The 14,643-nt window shown below is 72.2% G+C and carries 16 protein-coding genes and 1 tRNA gene; 8 read left to right on the forward strand and 9 right to left on the reverse strand.

The features are described 5' to 3' along the window. Positions 1 to 417: 417 nt before the first annotated feature. Positions 418 to 984, reverse strand: coding sequence for a hypothetical protein (locus ABTV91_RS03665; protein ID WP_433853278.1), 567 nt, complete (start codon positions 982 to 984; stop codon positions 418 to 420). A gap of 139 nt (positions 985 to 1,123) precedes the next feature. Between ABTV91_RS03665 and ABTV91_RS03670 the strand changes: the two genes are divergently transcribed. From ABTV91_RS03670 to ABTV91_RS03680, 3 genes are read left to right on the forward strand one after another with little or no spacing between them, the layout of a single operon-like run. Further along, a complete protein-coding gene (locus ABTV91_RS03670; RefSeq protein ID WP_433853279.1) occupies positions 1,124 to 2,086 on the forward strand; it encodes a pyridoxal-phosphate dependent enzyme in 963 nt (320 codons plus the stop codon). After that, positions 2,083 to 2,685: a YdcF family protein gene (locus tag ABTV91_RS03675; protein ID WP_433853280.1), complete on the forward strand. Its 603-nt coding sequence runs from the start codon at positions 2,083 to 2,085 to the stop codon at positions 2,683 to 2,685. The genes ABTV91_RS03670 and ABTV91_RS03675 overlap by 4 nt, the downstream gene beginning before the upstream one ends. 31 nt (positions 2,686 to 2,716) lie before the next feature. Next, positions 2,717 to 3,145: a ketosteroid isomerase-related protein gene (locus ABTV91_RS03680; RefSeq protein ID WP_433853281.1), complete on the forward strand. Its 429-nt coding sequence runs from the start codon at positions 2,717 to 2,719 to the stop codon at positions 3,143 to 3,145. A gap of 75 nt (positions 3,146 to 3,220) precedes the next feature. On the opposite strand, the gene bioC is transcribed toward ABTV91_RS03680, so the two are convergent. From bioC to bioB, 5 genes are all read right to left on the reverse strand, one after another. Continuing rightward, entirely contained in the window at positions 3,221 to 4,108 is an 888-nt protein-coding gene (gene bioC / locus ABTV91_RS03685; RefSeq protein WP_433853282.1) for a malonyl-ACP O-methyltransferase BioC, read from the reverse strand. A 23-nt stretch (positions 4,109 to 4,131) separates the two neighbouring features. Next, entirely contained in the window at positions 4,132 to 4,914 is a 783-nt protein-coding gene (locus tag ABTV91_RS03690) for an SDR family oxidoreductase (RefSeq protein WP_433853283.1), read from the reverse strand. Positions 4,915 to 4,974: 60 nt separating this feature from the next. Next, positions 4,975 to 5,742: a pimeloyl-ACP methyl ester esterase BioH gene (gene bioH / locus ABTV91_RS03695; RefSeq protein ID WP_433853284.1), complete on the reverse strand. Its 768-nt coding sequence runs from the start codon at positions 5,740 to 5,742 to the stop codon at positions 4,975 to 4,977. Positions 5,743 to 5,758: 16 nt separating this feature from the next. Then, entirely contained in the window at positions 5,759 to 6,970 is a 1,212-nt protein-coding gene (gene bioF, locus ABTV91_RS03700) for an 8-amino-7-oxononanoate synthase (protein ID WP_433853285.1), read from the reverse strand. A gap of 160 nt (positions 6,971 to 7,130) precedes the next feature. Continuing rightward, a complete protein-coding gene (gene bioB / locus ABTV91_RS03705) occupies positions 7,131 to 8,159 on the reverse strand; it encodes a biotin synthase BioB (protein ID WP_433853286.1) in 1,029 nt (342 codons plus the stop codon). Positions 8,160 to 8,208: 49 nt separating this feature from the next. On the opposite strand from bioB, the gene ABTV91_RS03710 reads away from it, so the two are divergent. Together ABTV91_RS03710 and ABTV91_RS03715 are read left to right on the forward strand one after the other, a co-directional pair. Further along, on the forward strand, positions 8,209 to 8,937 hold the full coding sequence (locus tag ABTV91_RS03710; protein WP_433853287.1) for a double zinc ribbon domain-containing protein: 729 nt from the start codon (positions 8,209 to 8,211) through the stop codon (positions 8,935 to 8,937). Positions 8,938 to 9,014: 77 nt separating this feature from the next. Then, positions 9,015 to 9,590: an HdeD family acid-resistance protein gene (locus ABTV91_RS03715; protein ID WP_433853288.1), complete on the forward strand. Its 576-nt coding sequence runs from the start codon at positions 9,015 to 9,017 to the stop codon at positions 9,588 to 9,590. A 52-nt stretch (positions 9,591 to 9,642) separates the two neighbouring features. Here the strand turns inward: ABTV91_RS03715 and ubiA are convergent, their stop codons facing one another. Beyond that, entirely contained in the window at positions 9,643 to 10,536 is an 894-nt protein-coding gene (gene ubiA / locus ABTV91_RS03720) for a 4-hydroxybenzoate octaprenyltransferase (RefSeq protein WP_433853289.1), read from the reverse strand. 151 nt (positions 10,537 to 10,687) lie between these two features. Here ubiA and ABTV91_RS03725 point away from each other — a divergent pair. After that, positions 10,688 to 10,764, forward strand: a tRNA-Arg gene (locus ABTV91_RS03725). Positions 10,765 to 11,119: 355 nt separating this feature from the next. Here the strand turns inward: ABTV91_RS03725 and dgcA are convergent. Next, positions 11,120 to 12,130 carry an N-acetyl-D-Glu racemase DgcA gene (gene dgcA / locus ABTV91_RS03730; RefSeq protein ID WP_433853290.1) on the reverse strand — a complete coding sequence of 337 codons (1,011 nt, stop codon included), beginning with the start codon at positions 12,128 to 12,130 and terminating at the stop codon, positions 11,120 to 11,122. Continuing rightward, positions 12,124 to 13,170 (reverse strand): N-acetyltransferase DgcN, encoded by a 1,047-nt coding sequence (gene dgcN, locus ABTV91_RS03735; protein ID WP_433853291.1) that lies wholly within the window; start codon positions 13,168 to 13,170, stop codon positions 12,124 to 12,126. The genes dgcA and dgcN overlap by 7 nt, the downstream gene beginning before the upstream one ends. Positions 13,171 to 13,406: 236 nt before the next feature. Between dgcN and lexA the strand changes: the two genes are divergently transcribed. Both lexA and imuA read left to right on the forward strand, forming a co-directional pair. After that, on the forward strand, positions 13,407 to 14,012 hold the full coding sequence (gene lexA, locus ABTV91_RS03740) for a transcriptional repressor LexA (RefSeq protein ID WP_433853292.1): 606 nt from the start codon (positions 13,407 to 13,409) through the stop codon (positions 14,010 to 14,012). Continuing rightward, on the forward strand, positions 14,013 to 14,636 hold the full coding sequence (imuA, locus tag ABTV91_RS03745; protein ID WP_433853293.1) for a translesion DNA synthesis-associated protein ImuA: 624 nt from the start codon (positions 14,013 to 14,015) through the stop codon (positions 14,634 to 14,636). The last annotated feature ends 7 nt before the right edge of the window (positions 14,637 to 14,643 follow it).

Here is a 14,643-nt window from a genome sequence, read left to right on the forward strand (position 1 = left end):
CACCCGGTGTGGCGTGCGACATGGGCGCAATGGCTGGAATTGGAACAGGGGCCGGCCGAAGCGCACACCGGGGAAGCATGGGGCCGGCAGTCGGGGGACTGCCGGCCCTTCTTTTATCGCGGGTTTCGCCAGGGGCGCGCACGCGGGCCGCAGGGTTGCGGCGCCTTGCGCCACGCCGCCTGCTGCACCGGAGGAAGGCGGCGGCCCATGCCTGGAAAAACAAAGCCCCGGCCATGGCCGGGGCTTTGTCGTTGTAGGCGCCGATGCCCGACAGGGCCGGAACAGGGGGGATCCAGATTTCCTGACGGACATCGACATTGAAGCGGTGCGGTGTGAAGGGCAGTTCGTGTCAGTTAACGACGCTGCCGGTCACCCGGTTCGACAAGATTGCCTGGTTTTTCGGCAAATGCAAGCGCCTCAGAGTTCCTGTTGCCGTGCCGACTCGCGCGGGCGGGACTGTGACGGCGGTCGGGACGGTGCCGGGCGCTGCATCATCGGGCGCGGGGCGGCGTCGGCGCGCGGTGCCGGCATCGCCCGCTGCACCGGCTGGGCCGGGCGCGGCTGCGGACGCTGCAGGCGGTCCATGTCGCGCCACGGCGACTTGCCGCCTTCCACCGGCGGGCGCGGCGGACGGGTCGGGCGCCCGTCGCCATCGCCGGGCCGCGGCGGCGGGCGGTGGCCGCCATTGCCGTTGCCATGGGCCGGCGGGCGGTGGCCATTGCCCCAGTGGCCGCCATGCGGCGGACGCGGGGTGTACGGCGGGCGGTACACCGGGTACGGGGAGCGGTAGTAGTCGTAATACCCGTAGCTGCCATAGCCGTAAGGGCCATAGCCGCCACCGTAGGGGTAGCCGTACGGGTAGGTGCGCTGCACCGACGTGGCGCCGCGGTAATAGCCGCCGGCGCCGCCGTCGACATAGTCGTAGGTGGCGCAGCCGGACAGGCCGAGCAGCAGGCCGGCCGAAAGGATCAGGCGCATTTTCATGAGTTTCCCCCTGTTGGGCACGCGGCCAGCTTCGTGCGCTTGCATTGAATCGGTCCTTAACCCTGCCGGCAGGGGCTGAACGCAGGTGCAGCGGCCGCCCGAGATGGCCGGGCACCGGGGCCTACGTTAACCTTTCCCCATGGTTGAACTCACCCTGCCAGGGCCGGCCGACGTGCTGGCCGCCGCGGCCCGCATCGCGCCCCATGCCACGGTCACCCCGGTCCTGCGTTCGCGCGAGCTGGATGCGCTGGCCGGCGCCCGCCTGCATTTCAAGGCCGAACACCTGCAGCGCGGCGGCGCCTTCAAGTTCCGCGGCGCCTGCAACGCAGTGTGGGCGCTGGAAGAGGCGCAGGCGCGCCGCGGCGTGGTGACCCATTCCTCCGGCAACCACGGCGCGGCGCTGGCGCTGGCGGCGCGCTCGCGCGGCATTCCCTGCCACGTGGTGGTGCCCGAGGGCGCGGTGGCGGCCAAGCTGGCCAACATCGCCCGCCAAGGCGCGACGCTGTGGCGCTGCGCGCCGACCCAGGCCGCGCGCGAGGCCGAATGTGCGCGGGTGCAGCGGGAAACCGGGGCGACCCTGGTCCATCCCTATGCCGATGCGCAGGTGATCGCCGGGCAGGGCACGGCGACGCTGGAACTGCTGCGTCAGGCCGGCACGACGCTGGATGCGGTGGTGGTGCCGGCCGGTGGTGGCGGGCTGGCCTCCGGCACCCTGCTGGCGCTGCGCCAGGCGGCGCCGGACTGCGAGCTGGTGCTGGCCGAACCGGCCGGTGCGGCCGATACCGCCCGCTCGCTGGAGGCGGGAAGGCGGCTGGTCGATTTCGTGCCCGACACCGTCTGCGACGGCCTGCGCGGCGCGCTGGGCGAACCCAATTTCGCGTTGCTTGCAGGCAACGCCACCGTCATCACCGTGGCCGACGCCGCCACCGTGGCGGCGATGCGCCTGCTGTGGCAGGTGCTCAAGCAGGTGGTGGAACCCTCCTCGGCCACGGTGCTGGCGGCGGTGCTGGCGCAGCCGCAGCGCTTTGCCGGACGCAACGTGGGCCTGGTCCTGTCCGGCGGCAACGTCGACCTGGACGCGCTGCCGTGGATGGGCGCATGAGCCGCAGGCGCACCGGCCTGTTCGACTGGCTGTGGCGCCTGTGCGTGCTGGTGCTGCTGTGGCTGCTCGGCGTGGCGGCGTGGATCATCTGGGTGGGCGACCGCGACCAGGCCGCGCCGGCCGACGCGATCATCGTGCTGGGTGCGGCGGCCTACGACGCCAAGCCGTCGCCGGTATTCGAGGAACGCATCCGCCACGGCCTGGACCTGTACCGGCAGGGCTACGCGCCCAAGCTGATCTTCACCGGCGGCTTCGGCGGCGCCGGCGCGCGTTTTTCCGAATCGCAGGTGGCGCGCCGTTATGCGCTGAAGCAGGAGATTCCCGCCAGGGACATCCTGATCGAAAACCGCTCGCGCACCACCCGCCAGAACCTGGTGGAGGCCAAGCGGCTGATGGATGCGCACGGCATGCACCGCGTGATCCTGGTCAGCGACCCGCTGCACATGGCGCGCGCGCTGCGCCTGTCCGAGGAGCTGGGCATCGATGCGCTGGCCTCGTCCACGCCGAGCACGCGCTTCCGCAGCTTCCATACCAGCTGGCGCTTCCTGGCGCAGGAAATCTATTTCTTCCACCGCGACCTGTTCGCCGGCGGCGCCTGAGCGCCGTCCTCGTTCCTTCCGTGAGAACCCCATGAGCCACGACGCTTTTCCCGCGCAGCAGCAGGCCATCGACCTGGTCCGCGCCTACTACGATGCCTTCAACCGCGGCGACTGGGCCGGCATGCTGGAGCGGCTGACCGACGACGTGGCGCACGACCTCAACCAGGGCGCGCGCGAAAGCGGCCGCGAGGCGTTCGCCGCGTTCCTGCGGCGCATGGACGCCAGCTACCGCGAGCAGCTGCGCGAGGTGGTGGTGATGGCCAGCACCGACGGCACCCGCGCCGCGGCCGAGTACGTGGTGCATGGCGAGTACCACCACACCGACGAGGGCCTGCCGCCGGCCAACGGCCAGCGCTACGTGCTGCCGGGCGGCGCGTTCTTCGATATCCGCGATGGCCGCATCGCGCGCGTCAGCAACTACTACAACCTGCAGGACTGGATCGCGCAGGTCGGCGGCTGAGCCGCCTGTAGGAGCGCACTTCAGTGCGCGATGGGGCTGTACCGGGAAGTCCCCATCGCGCACTGAAGTGCGCTCCTACGAAGAATTCTTCCGCCGGATCGGAATCGCCGACACCGGCACCGAAGCGACATCATGGCCGTGCTCGCGGATCGGCGCGCCCGGTTCCGGCGCCCAGGCGTGGGCGTAGATGACTTCCCAGCTGCTGGGCAGCTTGCCGTCGGGGCGGCGCAGCGGTTCGTAGGCCGCCTGCGCGGCGTTGAAGCGGCTGCGCCCGGTGAGGGTGTGGCGGCGTTCGCTCAGCGCGTTGGTCGCGCCGATGGCCTTGAGCTCGCGCATCAGCGCGGGCAGGTCGTCGTAGGTGAGGGTGAACAGGTCGCGGTCCAGCACCGGGTCGCGGAAGCCGGCCATCATCAGCGCGTCGCCGAACTGCGCGATCTGCACGAAGCGGTTCACGTGCGGGGTGGCGTCGGCCTGCGCGAACGCCTCGCGCAGTTCCACCAGCGTCTCCGGGCCGAAGGTGGAGCACACCAGCAGGCCGCCGGGCTTGAGCACGCGGCGGAAGCCGGCGAACACCGACGGCAGGTCTTCCACCCACTGCAGGCACAGGTTGCTGAAGATCACGTCCACGCTGTTGTCGGCCAGCGGCAGCGCCCGCGCATCGGCGCACACGCGCGAGAACGGGCGCCACCAGCCGGCCTGCTTCTTCGCTTCGGCCAGCATCGGCAGGGCCAGGTCCAGCGCGATCACCTGCGCCTTGGGCCAGCGCTTCTTCATCGCCGCGGTCGCGTGCGCCGGGCCGCTGCCCACGTCCAGCACCACCTGCGGCTGCCGTTCCTCCAGGTAGTCCAGCGATTCCAGCAGGCGTTTGGCCACTTCCTGCTGCAGCACCGCGGCTGCGTGGTAGCTGGAGGCGGCGCGCGAGAAGGCGCGGCGGACGTGCTTGGCATCGAACAGGGAAGGCATGGGAATACGCAGTTGCAACGGGGTCAGAAGGTACCGGGGTAGGCGCCGCCGTCGATCAGCAGGTTCTGCCCGGTGATGTAGCCGGCGTGCGCGCTGCACAGGAAGGCACAGGCGGCGCCGAACTCGTCGGGCGTGCCGAAGCGGCCGGCGGGGATGCCGGCGCGGCGGCGCGCGGCCACCTCGTCCAGCGGCAGCTGCTGGCGGCGCGCGCTGGCGTCCAGCGTGCCGCGCAGGCGGTCGGTGTCGAACGCGCCGGGCAGCAGGTTGTTGAGGGTGACGTTGCGCGCCAGGTGGGTGCGGGCGACGCCGGCGACGAAGCCGGTGAGCCCCGAGCGCGCGCCGTTGGACAGGCCCAGGATGTCGATGGGCGCCTTCACCGAACTGGAGGTGATGTTGACCACGCGGCCGAAGCCGCGCGCGGCCATCGCGTCGACGGTGGCGCGGATCAGTTCGATCGGGGTGAGCATGTTGGCGTCCAGCGCGGCCAGCCAGTGCTCGCGCTCCCAGTCGCGGAAGTCGCCCGGCGGTGGGCCGCCGGCATTGGTGACCAGGATGTCCACCTGCGGGCAGGCGGCGAGCGCGGCGGCGCGGCCGGCGGCGGTGGTGATGTCGGCGGCGACGGCGACGACCTGGCCGGCGCCGGGAAGCGCGCGCAGTTCCGCCGCGGCCGCTTCCAGCGCGTCGGCGCCGCGGGCGACGATGACCACGTTGGCGCCTTCGCCGGCCAGCGCGCGCGCGCAGCCCAGCCCCAGCCCCTTGCTGGCGCCGCAGACCAGCGCCCAGCGCCCGGCGATTCCCAGATCCATCGGCCTACTCCCGGTGTATTCGGTGGCTGCACATGATCGGCGATGCGCGCAGGCGCCGGCTCACGTGCAGTCCGCAACGAAGCGTTGCAGCAGCCCGGCGACGTTGTCGGCATGGCCGAGGAACGGCGCGTGGCCGCCGCCGTTGATGGTGTGCGCGGCATGCAGGCCGGCCGGCGCCAGCGCCGCGGCGCTGTGCATGGCCTTGGCCGGCACCAGCCGGTCGCGCTGGCCGCCGATCCACAGGCCCGGCGTGCGCAGCTTGGGCAGGGCGCCGCGCAGGTCGCTGCGGTCCAGCAGGGTCAGGCCTTCGTGCAGGGCGCGCGGCGCCGGTTCGCCGCGCTCGACCAGGGCGTCGCGCAGGGTGCGCAGTTCGCTGCGCGCGTGCTGCGAGCCCATCACGTCCAGCGCGAGGAAGCGTTCCAGCGTGCCGCGGTAGTCCTGTTCCAGGTCCTGGCCGAACTGCTCGAACACGCTGCGGTCCACCGCGTCGGGCCAGTCGGCGTCGCGCACGAAGCGCGGCGTGGCGGCGAGCATCGCCAGCCCGCGCACCTGCGGCAGCGTGGCCGCGGCGTGCAGCGCCACCAGCCCGCCCAGCGACCAGCCGCACCACACCGCCGGCGGCGTGGCGGCGGCGATGGCGTTGACCAGGTAGGGCAGGCGCAGCGGGGTGTCGTCATCGCGGCTGAAGCCGTGGCCGGGCAGGTCCACCACGTGAAGCTGGAAGCACGGCGACAGGCGTTCGACCAGCGGCGCGAAGATGCCGCCGTGCAGCGCCCAGCCGTGGATCAGGACCAGTGCCGGACCGCTGCCGGTGACGTGGATATGCATGCGTATAGGGTGTGCTTCAGGCGCTGGCGGTATTGAGCGACTGCTCGTAGGACAGCAGGTCGCGGGCGCGGGCGGTGGCCTCGACCAGCGCCCTGACCTGCTCCAGGGTGTGCAGCGCCGACAGGGTGATGCGCAGCCGCGCCTTGCCTTCGGGCACGGTGGGCGGGCGGATCGCCCCGACCATGAACCCGGACTGCTCCAATGCCGCGCCCAGCGCCATCACCGTGGCCTCGTCGCCGCACAGCAGCGGCTGGATCGGCGTTTCCGAGGGCATCAGTTCCAGGCCGTTGCGGCGCGCGCCGTCGCGGAAGGCGGCGATCAGTTCGACCAGCTTCTCGCGGCGCCAGTGGTCGCGCCGCGCCAGCTTCACCGCGGCCAGCGAGGCGGCGGCCTGCGCCGGCGGCAGCGCGGTGGTGTAGATGTACGGGCGCGCGGTTTCGGCCAGGTGCTGGACCAGGTTCTCCTCGCCCAGCACCACCGCGCCGTGGCCGCCCAGCGCCTTGCCCAGCGTAGCCAGCTGCAGCGGCACTTCGGCCACGCCCAGCCCGGCGTCGGCCACGCAGCCGCGGCCATGTTTGCCGACCACGCCCACGCCGTGCGCGTCGTCCACGTAGAACAGCGCCTCCTGCATGCGCGCCACCAGCGACAGCGAGCGCAGCGGGGCGATGTCGCCGTCCATGCTGAACACGCCGTCGGTGGCGAGCATGGCCGCGCCGTCGGCGGCGTTCTTCAGCTGGCGCATGGCGCCTTCGCTGTCCAGGTGCGGGTAGCGGCGCAGGCGGCAGCCGGCCAGGCGGGTGGCGTCGAGCAGGCTGGCGTGGTTGAGGCGGTCCTGCACGCAGACGTCGCTGTCCTCGGACAGCAGCGCCTGCTGCACGGCCAGGTTGGCCATGAAGCCGCTGTCGAACAGCAGCGCGCGCGGGTAGCCGAGCCAGTCGGCCATTTCGCGTTCCAGTTGTTCGTGCAGCGCATGGTGGCCGCAGACCAGGTGCGAGGCGGTGCTGCCGGCGCCCTCGCGGCCGGCGGCGTCCTGCAGCGCGGCCACCACTTCGAACTGCTGCGACAGGCCCAGGTAATCGTTGCTGCAGAAGCCGGTGAGCCACCTGCCGCCGACTTCCAGGCGCACGCCGTCGCGGCGGCCGACGCTGCGGCGCACGCGGATGCGCCCCTGCGCTTGGCGCAGCTTGCGCTGGTCCTGCAGGCGGGCGAGGAGGTCGGGGCGGGCCATGGCGTCAGTTCATGGACGGGTGGGCGGCTAGGGTAACCGGTTGCCGGTGGCAGCGCTTGCGGGGCGAACCGGCGTAGAAGCGTACGGTAGGAGCGCACTTCAGTGCGCGATGGGGCCTTCCCGGGAAAGCCTCATCGCGCACTGAAGTGCGCTCCTACGGTCAGGCCGGAACCGCGCAGCGCGGCGCGATGTCCAGGTGCACCGTGCCGGGGTGGTCGTGGTCGTCGGCATCGACGTTCACTTCCATCGGCCGGATGCCCAGCCGCGCGAACAGCGCCTGGTCGCGCGCGGTATCCGGGTTGCCGGTGGTCAGCAGCTTCTCGCCGTAGAAGATGGAGTTGGCGCCGGCGGCGAAGCACAGCGCCTGCAGTTCGTCGCTCATGCTCTCGCGCCCGGCCGACAGCCGCACCATCGAGCGCGGCATCACGATGCGCGCCACCGCGATCATGCGCACGAACTCGAACGGATCCAGCTCGGCGCTGCCATGCAGCGGCGTGCCGGCCACCTGCACCAGGCGGTTGATCGGCACCGAATCCGGGTGCGCCGGCAGGTTGGCCAGCGCCAGCAGCAGGCCGGCGCGGTGCTCGCGGGTCTCGCCCATGCCGACGATGCCGCCGCAGCAGGTCTTCAGGCCGGCGTTGCGCACGTGTTCGAGCGTGTCCAGCCGGTCCTGGTACTGGCGGGTGTGGATGATGGAGTCGTAGTAGTCCGGCGCGGTGTCGAGGTTGTGGTTGTAGTAGTCCAGCCCGGCGTCCTTGAGCGCGCGGGCCTGGTGACCTTCGAGCATCCCCAGGGTGGCGCAGGTTTCCAGGCCCAGCGCCTTCACCTCGCGGATCATCGCCGCCACCTTGGGGATGTCGCGATCCTTGGGCGAGCGCCACGCCGCGCCCATGCAGAAGCGCGAGGCGCCGGCCTGTTTTGCGGCGCGGGCGCGGGCCACCACGCTGTCGGTGTCCATCAGCTTCTGCGCGTCCACGCCGGTGTCGTAGCGCTGCGCCTGCGGGCAGTAGGCGCAGTCCTCCGGGCAGCCGCCGGTCTTGACCGACAGCAGGGTGGAGACCTGCACCTGCGCCGGGTCGAAATGCTCGCGGTGCACGCTGGCGGCGCGGAACAGCAGCTCGGGGAAGGGCAGGTCGAACAGCGCCAGCAGTTCCTCGCGGCTCCAGTCGTGGCGGATGACGGCGGACATGGGGGTTTCCTGATGGATCGGGCAATGGAAGCGGCGCAGTCTGGTGAGCATGCGCGCCACTGTCAACAAATCGCCATTGGATGGGGTTTACAGGGTGGGCGGGCGGCTGTCGGACCTGCTGTTCCCGCCCACCTGCCTGGTGTGCGCGGAGCCGGGCCCGCCCGGCCGCGACCTGTGCCCGGCCTGCGCCGCCGCGCTGCCATGGCTGGAAGGCGCCTGCCGCGGCTGCGCCCTGCCGCTGCCGGCCACCGAGCCGGGCGGTGCCTTGTGCGGCACCTGCCGCCAGGGGCGTTCGCCCCTGGCCGGGGTGCAGGCCGCGTTCCTGTATGCCGCGCCGGTGGACGGGCTGCTGCGCCGCTTCAAGTTCCATGGCGACCTGGCCGCCGGGCGCCTGCTGGCGCAGCTGATGCACGTGCGGCTGGCGGCCGTGGAGCGGCCGCAGGCGCTGGTGCCGCTGCCGCTGCACCTGTCGCGCCTGCGCCGGCGTGGCTACGACCAGGCGCTGGAACTGGCGCGGCCACTGGCGCGCACGCTGCGGCTGCCGCTGCTGGCCGGGCTGCGCCGCACCCGCGCCACCGCGGCGCAGTCGGAGCTGGACGCGGCCGCGCGGCGCCGCAACCTGCGTGCGGCCTTCGCCGCACGGGGGCCGTTGCCGGCGCACGTGGCCCTGGTCGACGACGTGATGACCACCGGCGCCACCCTGCAGGCCGCCGCCCGTGCGCTGCGCCGGGCCGGCGTGGCGCGGGTCGATGCCTGGGTCTGTGCGCGGGTGCCGTGAACACGGGGAGGTGACGCCGCGGCGCCTATGCTCGGCCGGCAACGGCATCCCGTCCGATCACTGCAAGGAGCGATGACATGAGTAGCAACCCGGGTTTTCCGTCCGGCACGCTGTTTGGCGAGCTGTCCCGCCACTGGTGGGTGGTGCTGTTGTTCGGCCTGTTCGCCGTGGCCTTCGGCGTGCTGGCGCTGATGGCGCCGGTGCGCACCGCGGCGGTGCTGGCGATGTGGCTGGGCGTGATGGCCATCGTCGAAGGCGTGGTGGCGCTGGCCGCGGCGATCGGCGGTTCGGCGCCGGTGTCGCGCGGCTGGGCGGTGTTCTATGCGCTGGTGTCCATCGCCTTCGGCGTGCTCGCCCTGCTCAACCCGCTGGCGACGGCGAGCGTGCTGCTGCTGTTCCTGGCGGCGTGGCTGGTGGTCGGCGGCATCTACCGCATCGTCTTCGCCATCCGCGTGCGCAGGCGCATCCGCGGCGAATGGCTGCTGATCCTCAGCGGCCTGCTGGCGGTGGTGCTGGGGGTGATGTTCGCGCTCAACCCGCTGGGCGGGCTGATGGTCACCTCGCTGTGGATCGGCGCGATGGCGCTGGTCTACGGTGTGCTGCAGGTGGTGGTGGCGTTCCGCCTGCGCGGCCTGGGCAGGACAGCCGTCTGAGCCATCGCGGGCGTGAAAGCGGACGACCCGCCGAAGGGCGGGTCGTTGCGGGTCAATCCAGGTACTGGCTGGCGACGATGCCGGCGAACAGCGCGGCGCCGACCCAGTTGTTGTGCAGGAAGGCGCGGAAGCAGGCCTCGCGCTCGCGCCGGCGGCACAGCCAGAACTCCCAGGCCACCAGCGCCACCGCCACGCCCAGCCCGGCCCAGTACAGCGTCCCCAGCCCGGCGCGTTGCCCGGCCAGCGCCATCGCGGCGAAGAACAGCGCGTAGAGGATGCCCTGGATCACCAGGTCCAGGTCGCCGAACAGGATGGCGGTGGAATGCGAGCCGACCTTGAGGTCGTCGTCGCGGTCCACCATCGCGTACCAGGTGTCGTAGGCGGTGGACCACAGGATGTTGGCCGCGTACAGCACCCAGCCCAGCGGCGGCACCTCGCCCTGCACCGCGGCGAAGGCCATCGGGATGCCCCAGCCGAAGGCCATGCCCAGGTAGACCTGCGGCAGGTGGGTGTAGCGCTTGAGGTAGGGATAGGTGGCGGCCAGGAACACGCCGACGAAGCTCAGGCCGATGGTCAGCGCGTTCAGGGTCAGCACCAGCGCGAACGCGACCAGCATCAGCCCGGCGAACAGCGCCAGCGCCTGGCGCCCGGACACCGCGCCGGTGGCCAGCGGGCGGTCTTTGGTGCGCTTGACGTGCGGGTCCAGCCAGCGGTCGGCGTAGTCGTTGATGACGCAGCCGGCCGAGCGGGTCAGCCATACGCCGGCGGTGAACACGAACAGCGTCCACGGCGCCGGCAGGCCACCGGAGGCCAGCCACAGCGCCCACCACGTCGGCCACAGCAGCAGCAGGGTGCCGATCGGACGATCGGCGCGCATCAGTTTCCAGTAGCTGGCCAGCCGCGAGGACGCCGGTGCCGGCTGTCGTTCGTATCGTTCGTAACCCATGCGCACAGGTTACCAGCCGGGCCCGGCCTGCCGTTGCCGCGGGCGGATGCGACAGGGGGCAGACCTGCGCCTGCATTTGCCGTTAGAATGCGCCTCCGCCCGGCAGCGCCGGTCGGCCGGGAGCCCCACGGCTCCCGCTGCGACACACAACGCGCCCGTAGCTCAGCCGGATAGAGTAGTGGCTTCCGAAGCCATTGGTCGGGGGTTCGAATCCCTCCGGGCGCGCCATCTTCGATGCCGCTTCGTCGTGATTCCCGGCCTTCGCGCAGGGCGCGAAGGCGTTCGATGCCGCGCACGCCAGTGGCGTGCAAGCGCGGCCCCTCACCCCTCCGGGCGCGCCATCTTTACGATGTCGCTTCGTCGTGATTGCCGGCCTTCGCGCAGGGCGCGAAGGCGTTCGATGCCGCGCACGCCAGTGGCGTGCAGGCGCGGCCTCTCACCCCTCCGGGCGCGTCATTTCAGACCAGAACCATGAGCGTTGCCGTTTCCATGCCGGGGCGGCGACCAGCGCAGCAATGCCGGCTTCGATCCAGCCTGCGCAGCGGCCGGGCGGGCCTCGACGGGCAGTGGAGCATGTTGTGGGTCATGCGGCGGTTGCTCCGGGCGGATGCCCGCCGCCACCCCACAGGGCCGCGGCGGGCGGCTGCAGCAGACCGTCGCGCATCACCGCGCCGCCGGCATGGTCGTCGCTGAGCCACAGCGGGCCGTCGAGGTCGACGAACTCCGCATGGCGGGCCACGTGCCACGCCGGCGCGATCGCCAGCGAGGAGCTGATCATGCAGCCGACCATGACGCCGAAGCCCTGCGTGCGCGCCGCTTCCAGCAGATCCAGCGCGCCGGTCAGGCCGCCGGCCTTGTCCAGCTTGATGTTGACCACCTGGTAGCGCCCGAGCAGGCGCGGCAGGTCGGTGGCGACGTGGCACGACTCGTCGGCGCACAGGCGCGCGACCGAGGTGAAGCCGAGCAGGGCGTCGTCCTCTCCGGCCGGCAGCGGTTGTTCGATCAGGTCGACGCGGGTTTCCTGCAGCGTGGGCTGCAGCGCCTGCAGGAGATCGAACGTCCAGCTTTCGTTGGGATCGACGATCAGGCGCGCGTCCGGCAGCACGCCGCGCACGGCGCGGATCTGCGCGGCCGGGTCGGCGGCATCGACCTTGACCTTGACCAGGTCCAGGTGGGCCAGCGCGCGCGCCGCCTCGGCCATGCGCGCGGGCGTGTCCAGGCTCACCGTCTGCGCGCTGGCCAGCGGCGGCAGCGGCCCGGGCTGGCCGAGCAATGCCGACACCGGCATGCCTTGCCGCTGCGCTTCGATATCCCAGAGTGCGCAGTCGAGCGCGTTGCGCGCCGCGCCCGGCGGCAGCATGTCGCGCAGCTGGAGTCGGTCCAGGCCCTTGGCGATGGCCTCCGAAAGCGCGCTGGCATCGTCGAGCACCGACTCCACGGTCTCGCCATAGCGCGCGTAGGGCAGCGATTCGCCACGGCCGCTGAACCCGCCGCTGCGGATGGTCGCCTCCACCACCTCGGTGGAGGTGCGCACGCCGCGCGAGATGCGGAACGGCGTGGCAAGGGGATGGCTGACGTGTGCCAGGCTCAGCATGGGAAGGCTTCCAGCAGCCGGTCCACGATGCGCGCGGTGCCGTCGCGCACGGGGTCCTGCGCCGGCAGGCCGAGCAGGTCTTCGGCGGCCCGGCAGGTGCGCTCGGCTTCTTCGGCCGACAGCCTGACGGTGTTGAGGGCCACGCCGACCGCGACGACGTCCGGGTTGGTCAGGCGTGCCGTGACCAGGTTGGCTTCCAGCGTGGTCCTGAGATCCGGCACCGGATAGTGCTTCAGGCCGCGCATGTGCGCGCGGCCGGGTTCGTGGCACAGCACCAGCGCATCCGGCTGCGCGCCGTGCAGCAGGCCGGTCGACACCCCGGCGAAGGACGGGTGGAACAGCGAGCCCTGGCCTTCGATCAGGTCCCATCCGCCATCGTGGCGGTCAGGCGAGAGCCATTCGATGCCGCCGGAGATGAAGTCGGCGACCACCGCGTCGATCGGGATGCCGCGCCCGGCCACGAAGATGCCGGTCTGCCCCGTGGCGCGGAAATCCGCGGCCAGGCCACGCGCGCGCATTTCCTTCTCCAGCGACAGCGTGGTGTACATCTTGCCGGTCGAGCAATCGGTGCCGACGGTCAGCAGGCGCCGCCCGGCGCGCTTGAGGCCGTTGCCGACCGGCGTGGGCGGCGGGTTGCGCGCATCGAAAAGATGCCTGCCATTGCGGCGCGCGGCTTCGACGATTTCCGGCTGCAGGTTCAGGCGTTCGTGCAGGCCCGAGGCCACGTTCAGGCCCGCGTCGAGCGCGGCGACGATGTCGGCCACCGACTCCGGGCCGAGGCGGCCGCCGGCGTTGGCCACGCCGACGATCAAGGTGTTGGCGCCGGCCGCGCGCGCCTGGGCAAAGCCCATGTCCGGCACGTGCACGCTGGTCCGGCAGTCGGGGCCGCGGAACTGGCCCAGGCACCATTCGGGCCGGAACTGCACCAGCCCGCGCGCGGTTTTGGCCGCGAGGTCGTCGGGCGCGTTGCCCAGGTACAGCAGGAACGGCGGGGGCCAGGTCGAATCGTCGAGGGGGAAGGGCTGGGGGAGGGCGTGCATGGCGGGAGATGGGTGTCCGGGAAAGTCCGCAGTCATCTTCGTTCCCACCGCCAGCCGGCACCATTGAAAAGACGCCGGCTGCGCATAACGGCAGGCTATGGATTCCGCGGCATGCATCACCGCTCCCGGTTCCGGCGGGCCCCGGGCATCTGCCCCGGCAGACAGGGCGGTTGTCCCAGCACCTCTGCAGCCGCCACTGGCCCCGGTCACGCGATGGGTGTACAAATGTACACCTCATGATCCCCGACGACCTGCCACCGCAACGCGCCGCCATCCTCGCCTTCCTGCGCGGGGAGCTGGCGGCCGGGCGTGCGCCCAGCCTGGCCGAGATCGCCGAAGCGTTCGGCTTCGCCTCGCGCAATGCCGCGCAGAAGCACGTGCAGGCGCTGCTGGCCGAGGGCCTGCTGGAGCAGGTGCCGGGGCGCAAGCGCGGCCTGCGCCTGCCCGGCGGCGAGGCCGACCTGTTGCCGTTGCCGGTGCTGGGGCGGGTGGCCGCGGGTCAGCCGATCGGTGCCGACATCGGCCTGGACCAGCAGTTCTGGCTGGACCGGCGGCTGTTCGCGCTGCGCCCGGATTACCTGCTGCGGGTGCAGGGCGATTCGATGATCGACGACGGCATCCTCGACGGCGACCTGGTCGGGGTGCAGCGCACGCCCGAGGCGCGCGACGGCCAGACCGTGGTGGCGCGCGTGGATGGCGAACTGACCATCAAGCGCCTGCAGCGCGGGCCAAGGCGCATCCGCCTGCTGCCGCGCAACCGCGCGCACGCGCCGATCGAGGTGCGGCCGGGCCAGGACTTCGCCATCGAGGGCGTCTACTGCGGGCTGGTACGCCCGGGTTGAATGGGCACGGTGGTCGCCCTCGACAGCCTGCTGGCCGCGCAGACGCTGTGGCATGCCGGGCGTGCGTCGGTCGCGGCGCTGGGCGAGCCCACCGGCCATGCCGCGCTCGATGCGCTGCTGCCGCAGGGCGGCTGGCCGCGGCATGCGCTGACCGAACTGCTGCTGCCGGCCGACGGCGTGGGCGAACTGGCCCTGCTGCTGCCCACGCTGGCGCGGCTGAGCGGGGCTGGCGCCACCGTGGCGGTGGTGGCGCCGCCCTATGTGCCCTATGCCCCGGCCTGGCAGGCCGCCGGCGTGGCGCTGGACAAGCTGGAGATCGTGCAGGCCGTGCCGCGCGATGCGCTGTGGGCGTTCGAGCAATGCCTGCGCAGCGGCGCCTGCGCCGCCGTGCTGGGTTGGCCGCTGCAGGCCGATGCGCAGGCGCTGCGGCGGCTGCAGGTGGCGGCCGACAGCGGGCAATGCCTGGGCTTCGCCCTGCGCGACCGCCGCCATGCCGCCAATCCCTCGCCGGCCGCGCTGCGCCTGGAGGCGGTGCGCGACGCGCATGGCGCTACCGCCTGGCAGGTGCGCAAGTGCCGCGGCGGCCCGGCGCCGGCGCGCGCCTTCGCCCTGGCCACGCGGTGAGGCGCGG

It is taken from the genome of Stenotrophomonas nitritireducens (assembly GCF_050984405.1).
GTDB classification, from domain to species: domain Bacteria; phylum Pseudomonadota; class Gammaproteobacteria; order Xanthomonadales; family Xanthomonadaceae; genus Stenotrophomonas; species Stenotrophomonas nitritireducens_B.

What these genes read in the sequence shown, in the direction of transcription:
- ABTV91_RS03665 (WP_433853278.1), bottom strand. Translation starts at nt 984, where the DNA reads ATGAAAATGCGCCTGATCCTTTCGGCCGGCCTGCTGCTCGGCCTGTCC.
- ABTV91_RS03670 (WP_433853279.1), top strand. Translation starts at nt 1,124, where the DNA reads ATGGTTGAACTCACCCTGCCAGGGCCGGCCGACGTGCTGGCCGCCGCG.
- ABTV91_RS03675 (WP_433853280.1), top strand. Translation starts at nt 2,083, where the DNA reads ATGAGCCGCAGGCGCACCGGCCTGTTCGACTGGCTGTGGCGCCTGTGC.
- ABTV91_RS03680 (WP_433853281.1), top strand. Translation starts at nt 2,717, where the DNA reads ATGAGCCACGACGCTTTTCCCGCGCAGCAGCAGGCCATCGACCTGGTC.
- bioC (WP_433853282.1), bottom strand. Translation starts at nt 4,108, where the DNA reads ATGCCTTCCCTGTTCGATGCCAAGCACGTCCGCCGCGCCTTCTCGCGC.
- ABTV91_RS03690 (WP_433853283.1), bottom strand. Translation starts at nt 4,914, where the DNA reads ATGGATCTGGGAATCGCCGGGCGCTGGGCGCTGGTCTGCGGCGCCAGC.
- bioH (WP_433853284.1), bottom strand. Translation starts at nt 5,742, where the DNA reads ATGCATATCCACGTCACCGGCAGCGGTCCGGCACTGGTCCTGATCCAC.
- bioF (WP_433853285.1), bottom strand. Translation starts at nt 6,970, where the DNA reads ATGGCCCGCCCCGACCTCCTCGCCCGCCTGCAGGACCAGCGCAAGCTG.
- bioB (WP_433853286.1), bottom strand. Translation starts at nt 8,159, where the DNA reads ATGTCCGCCGTCATCCGCCACGACTGGAGCCGCGAGGAACTGCTGGCG.
- ABTV91_RS03710 (WP_433853287.1), top strand. Translation starts at nt 8,209, where the DNA reads ATGCGCGCCACTGTCAACAAATCGCCATTGGATGGGGTTTACAGGGTG.
- ABTV91_RS03715 (WP_433853288.1), top strand. Translation starts at nt 9,015, where the DNA reads ATGAGTAGCAACCCGGGTTTTCCGTCCGGCACGCTGTTTGGCGAGCTG.
- ubiA (WP_433853289.1), bottom strand. Translation starts at nt 10,536, where the DNA reads ATGGGTTACGAACGATACGAACGACAGCCGGCACCGGCGTCCTCGCGG.
- dgcA (WP_433853290.1), bottom strand. Translation starts at nt 12,130, where the DNA reads ATGCTGAGCCTGGCACACGTCAGCCATCCCCTTGCCACGCCGTTCCGC.
- dgcN (WP_433853291.1), bottom strand. Translation starts at nt 13,170, where the DNA reads ATGCACGCCCTCCCCCAGCCCTTCCCCCTCGACGATTCGACCTGGCCC.
- lexA (WP_433853292.1), top strand. Translation starts at nt 13,407, where the DNA reads ATGATCCCCGACGACCTGCCACCGCAACGCGCCGCCATCCTCGCCTTC.
- imuA (WP_433853293.1), top strand. Translation starts at nt 14,013, where the DNA reads ATGGGCACGGTGGTCGCCCTCGACAGCCTGCTGGCCGCGCAGACGCTG.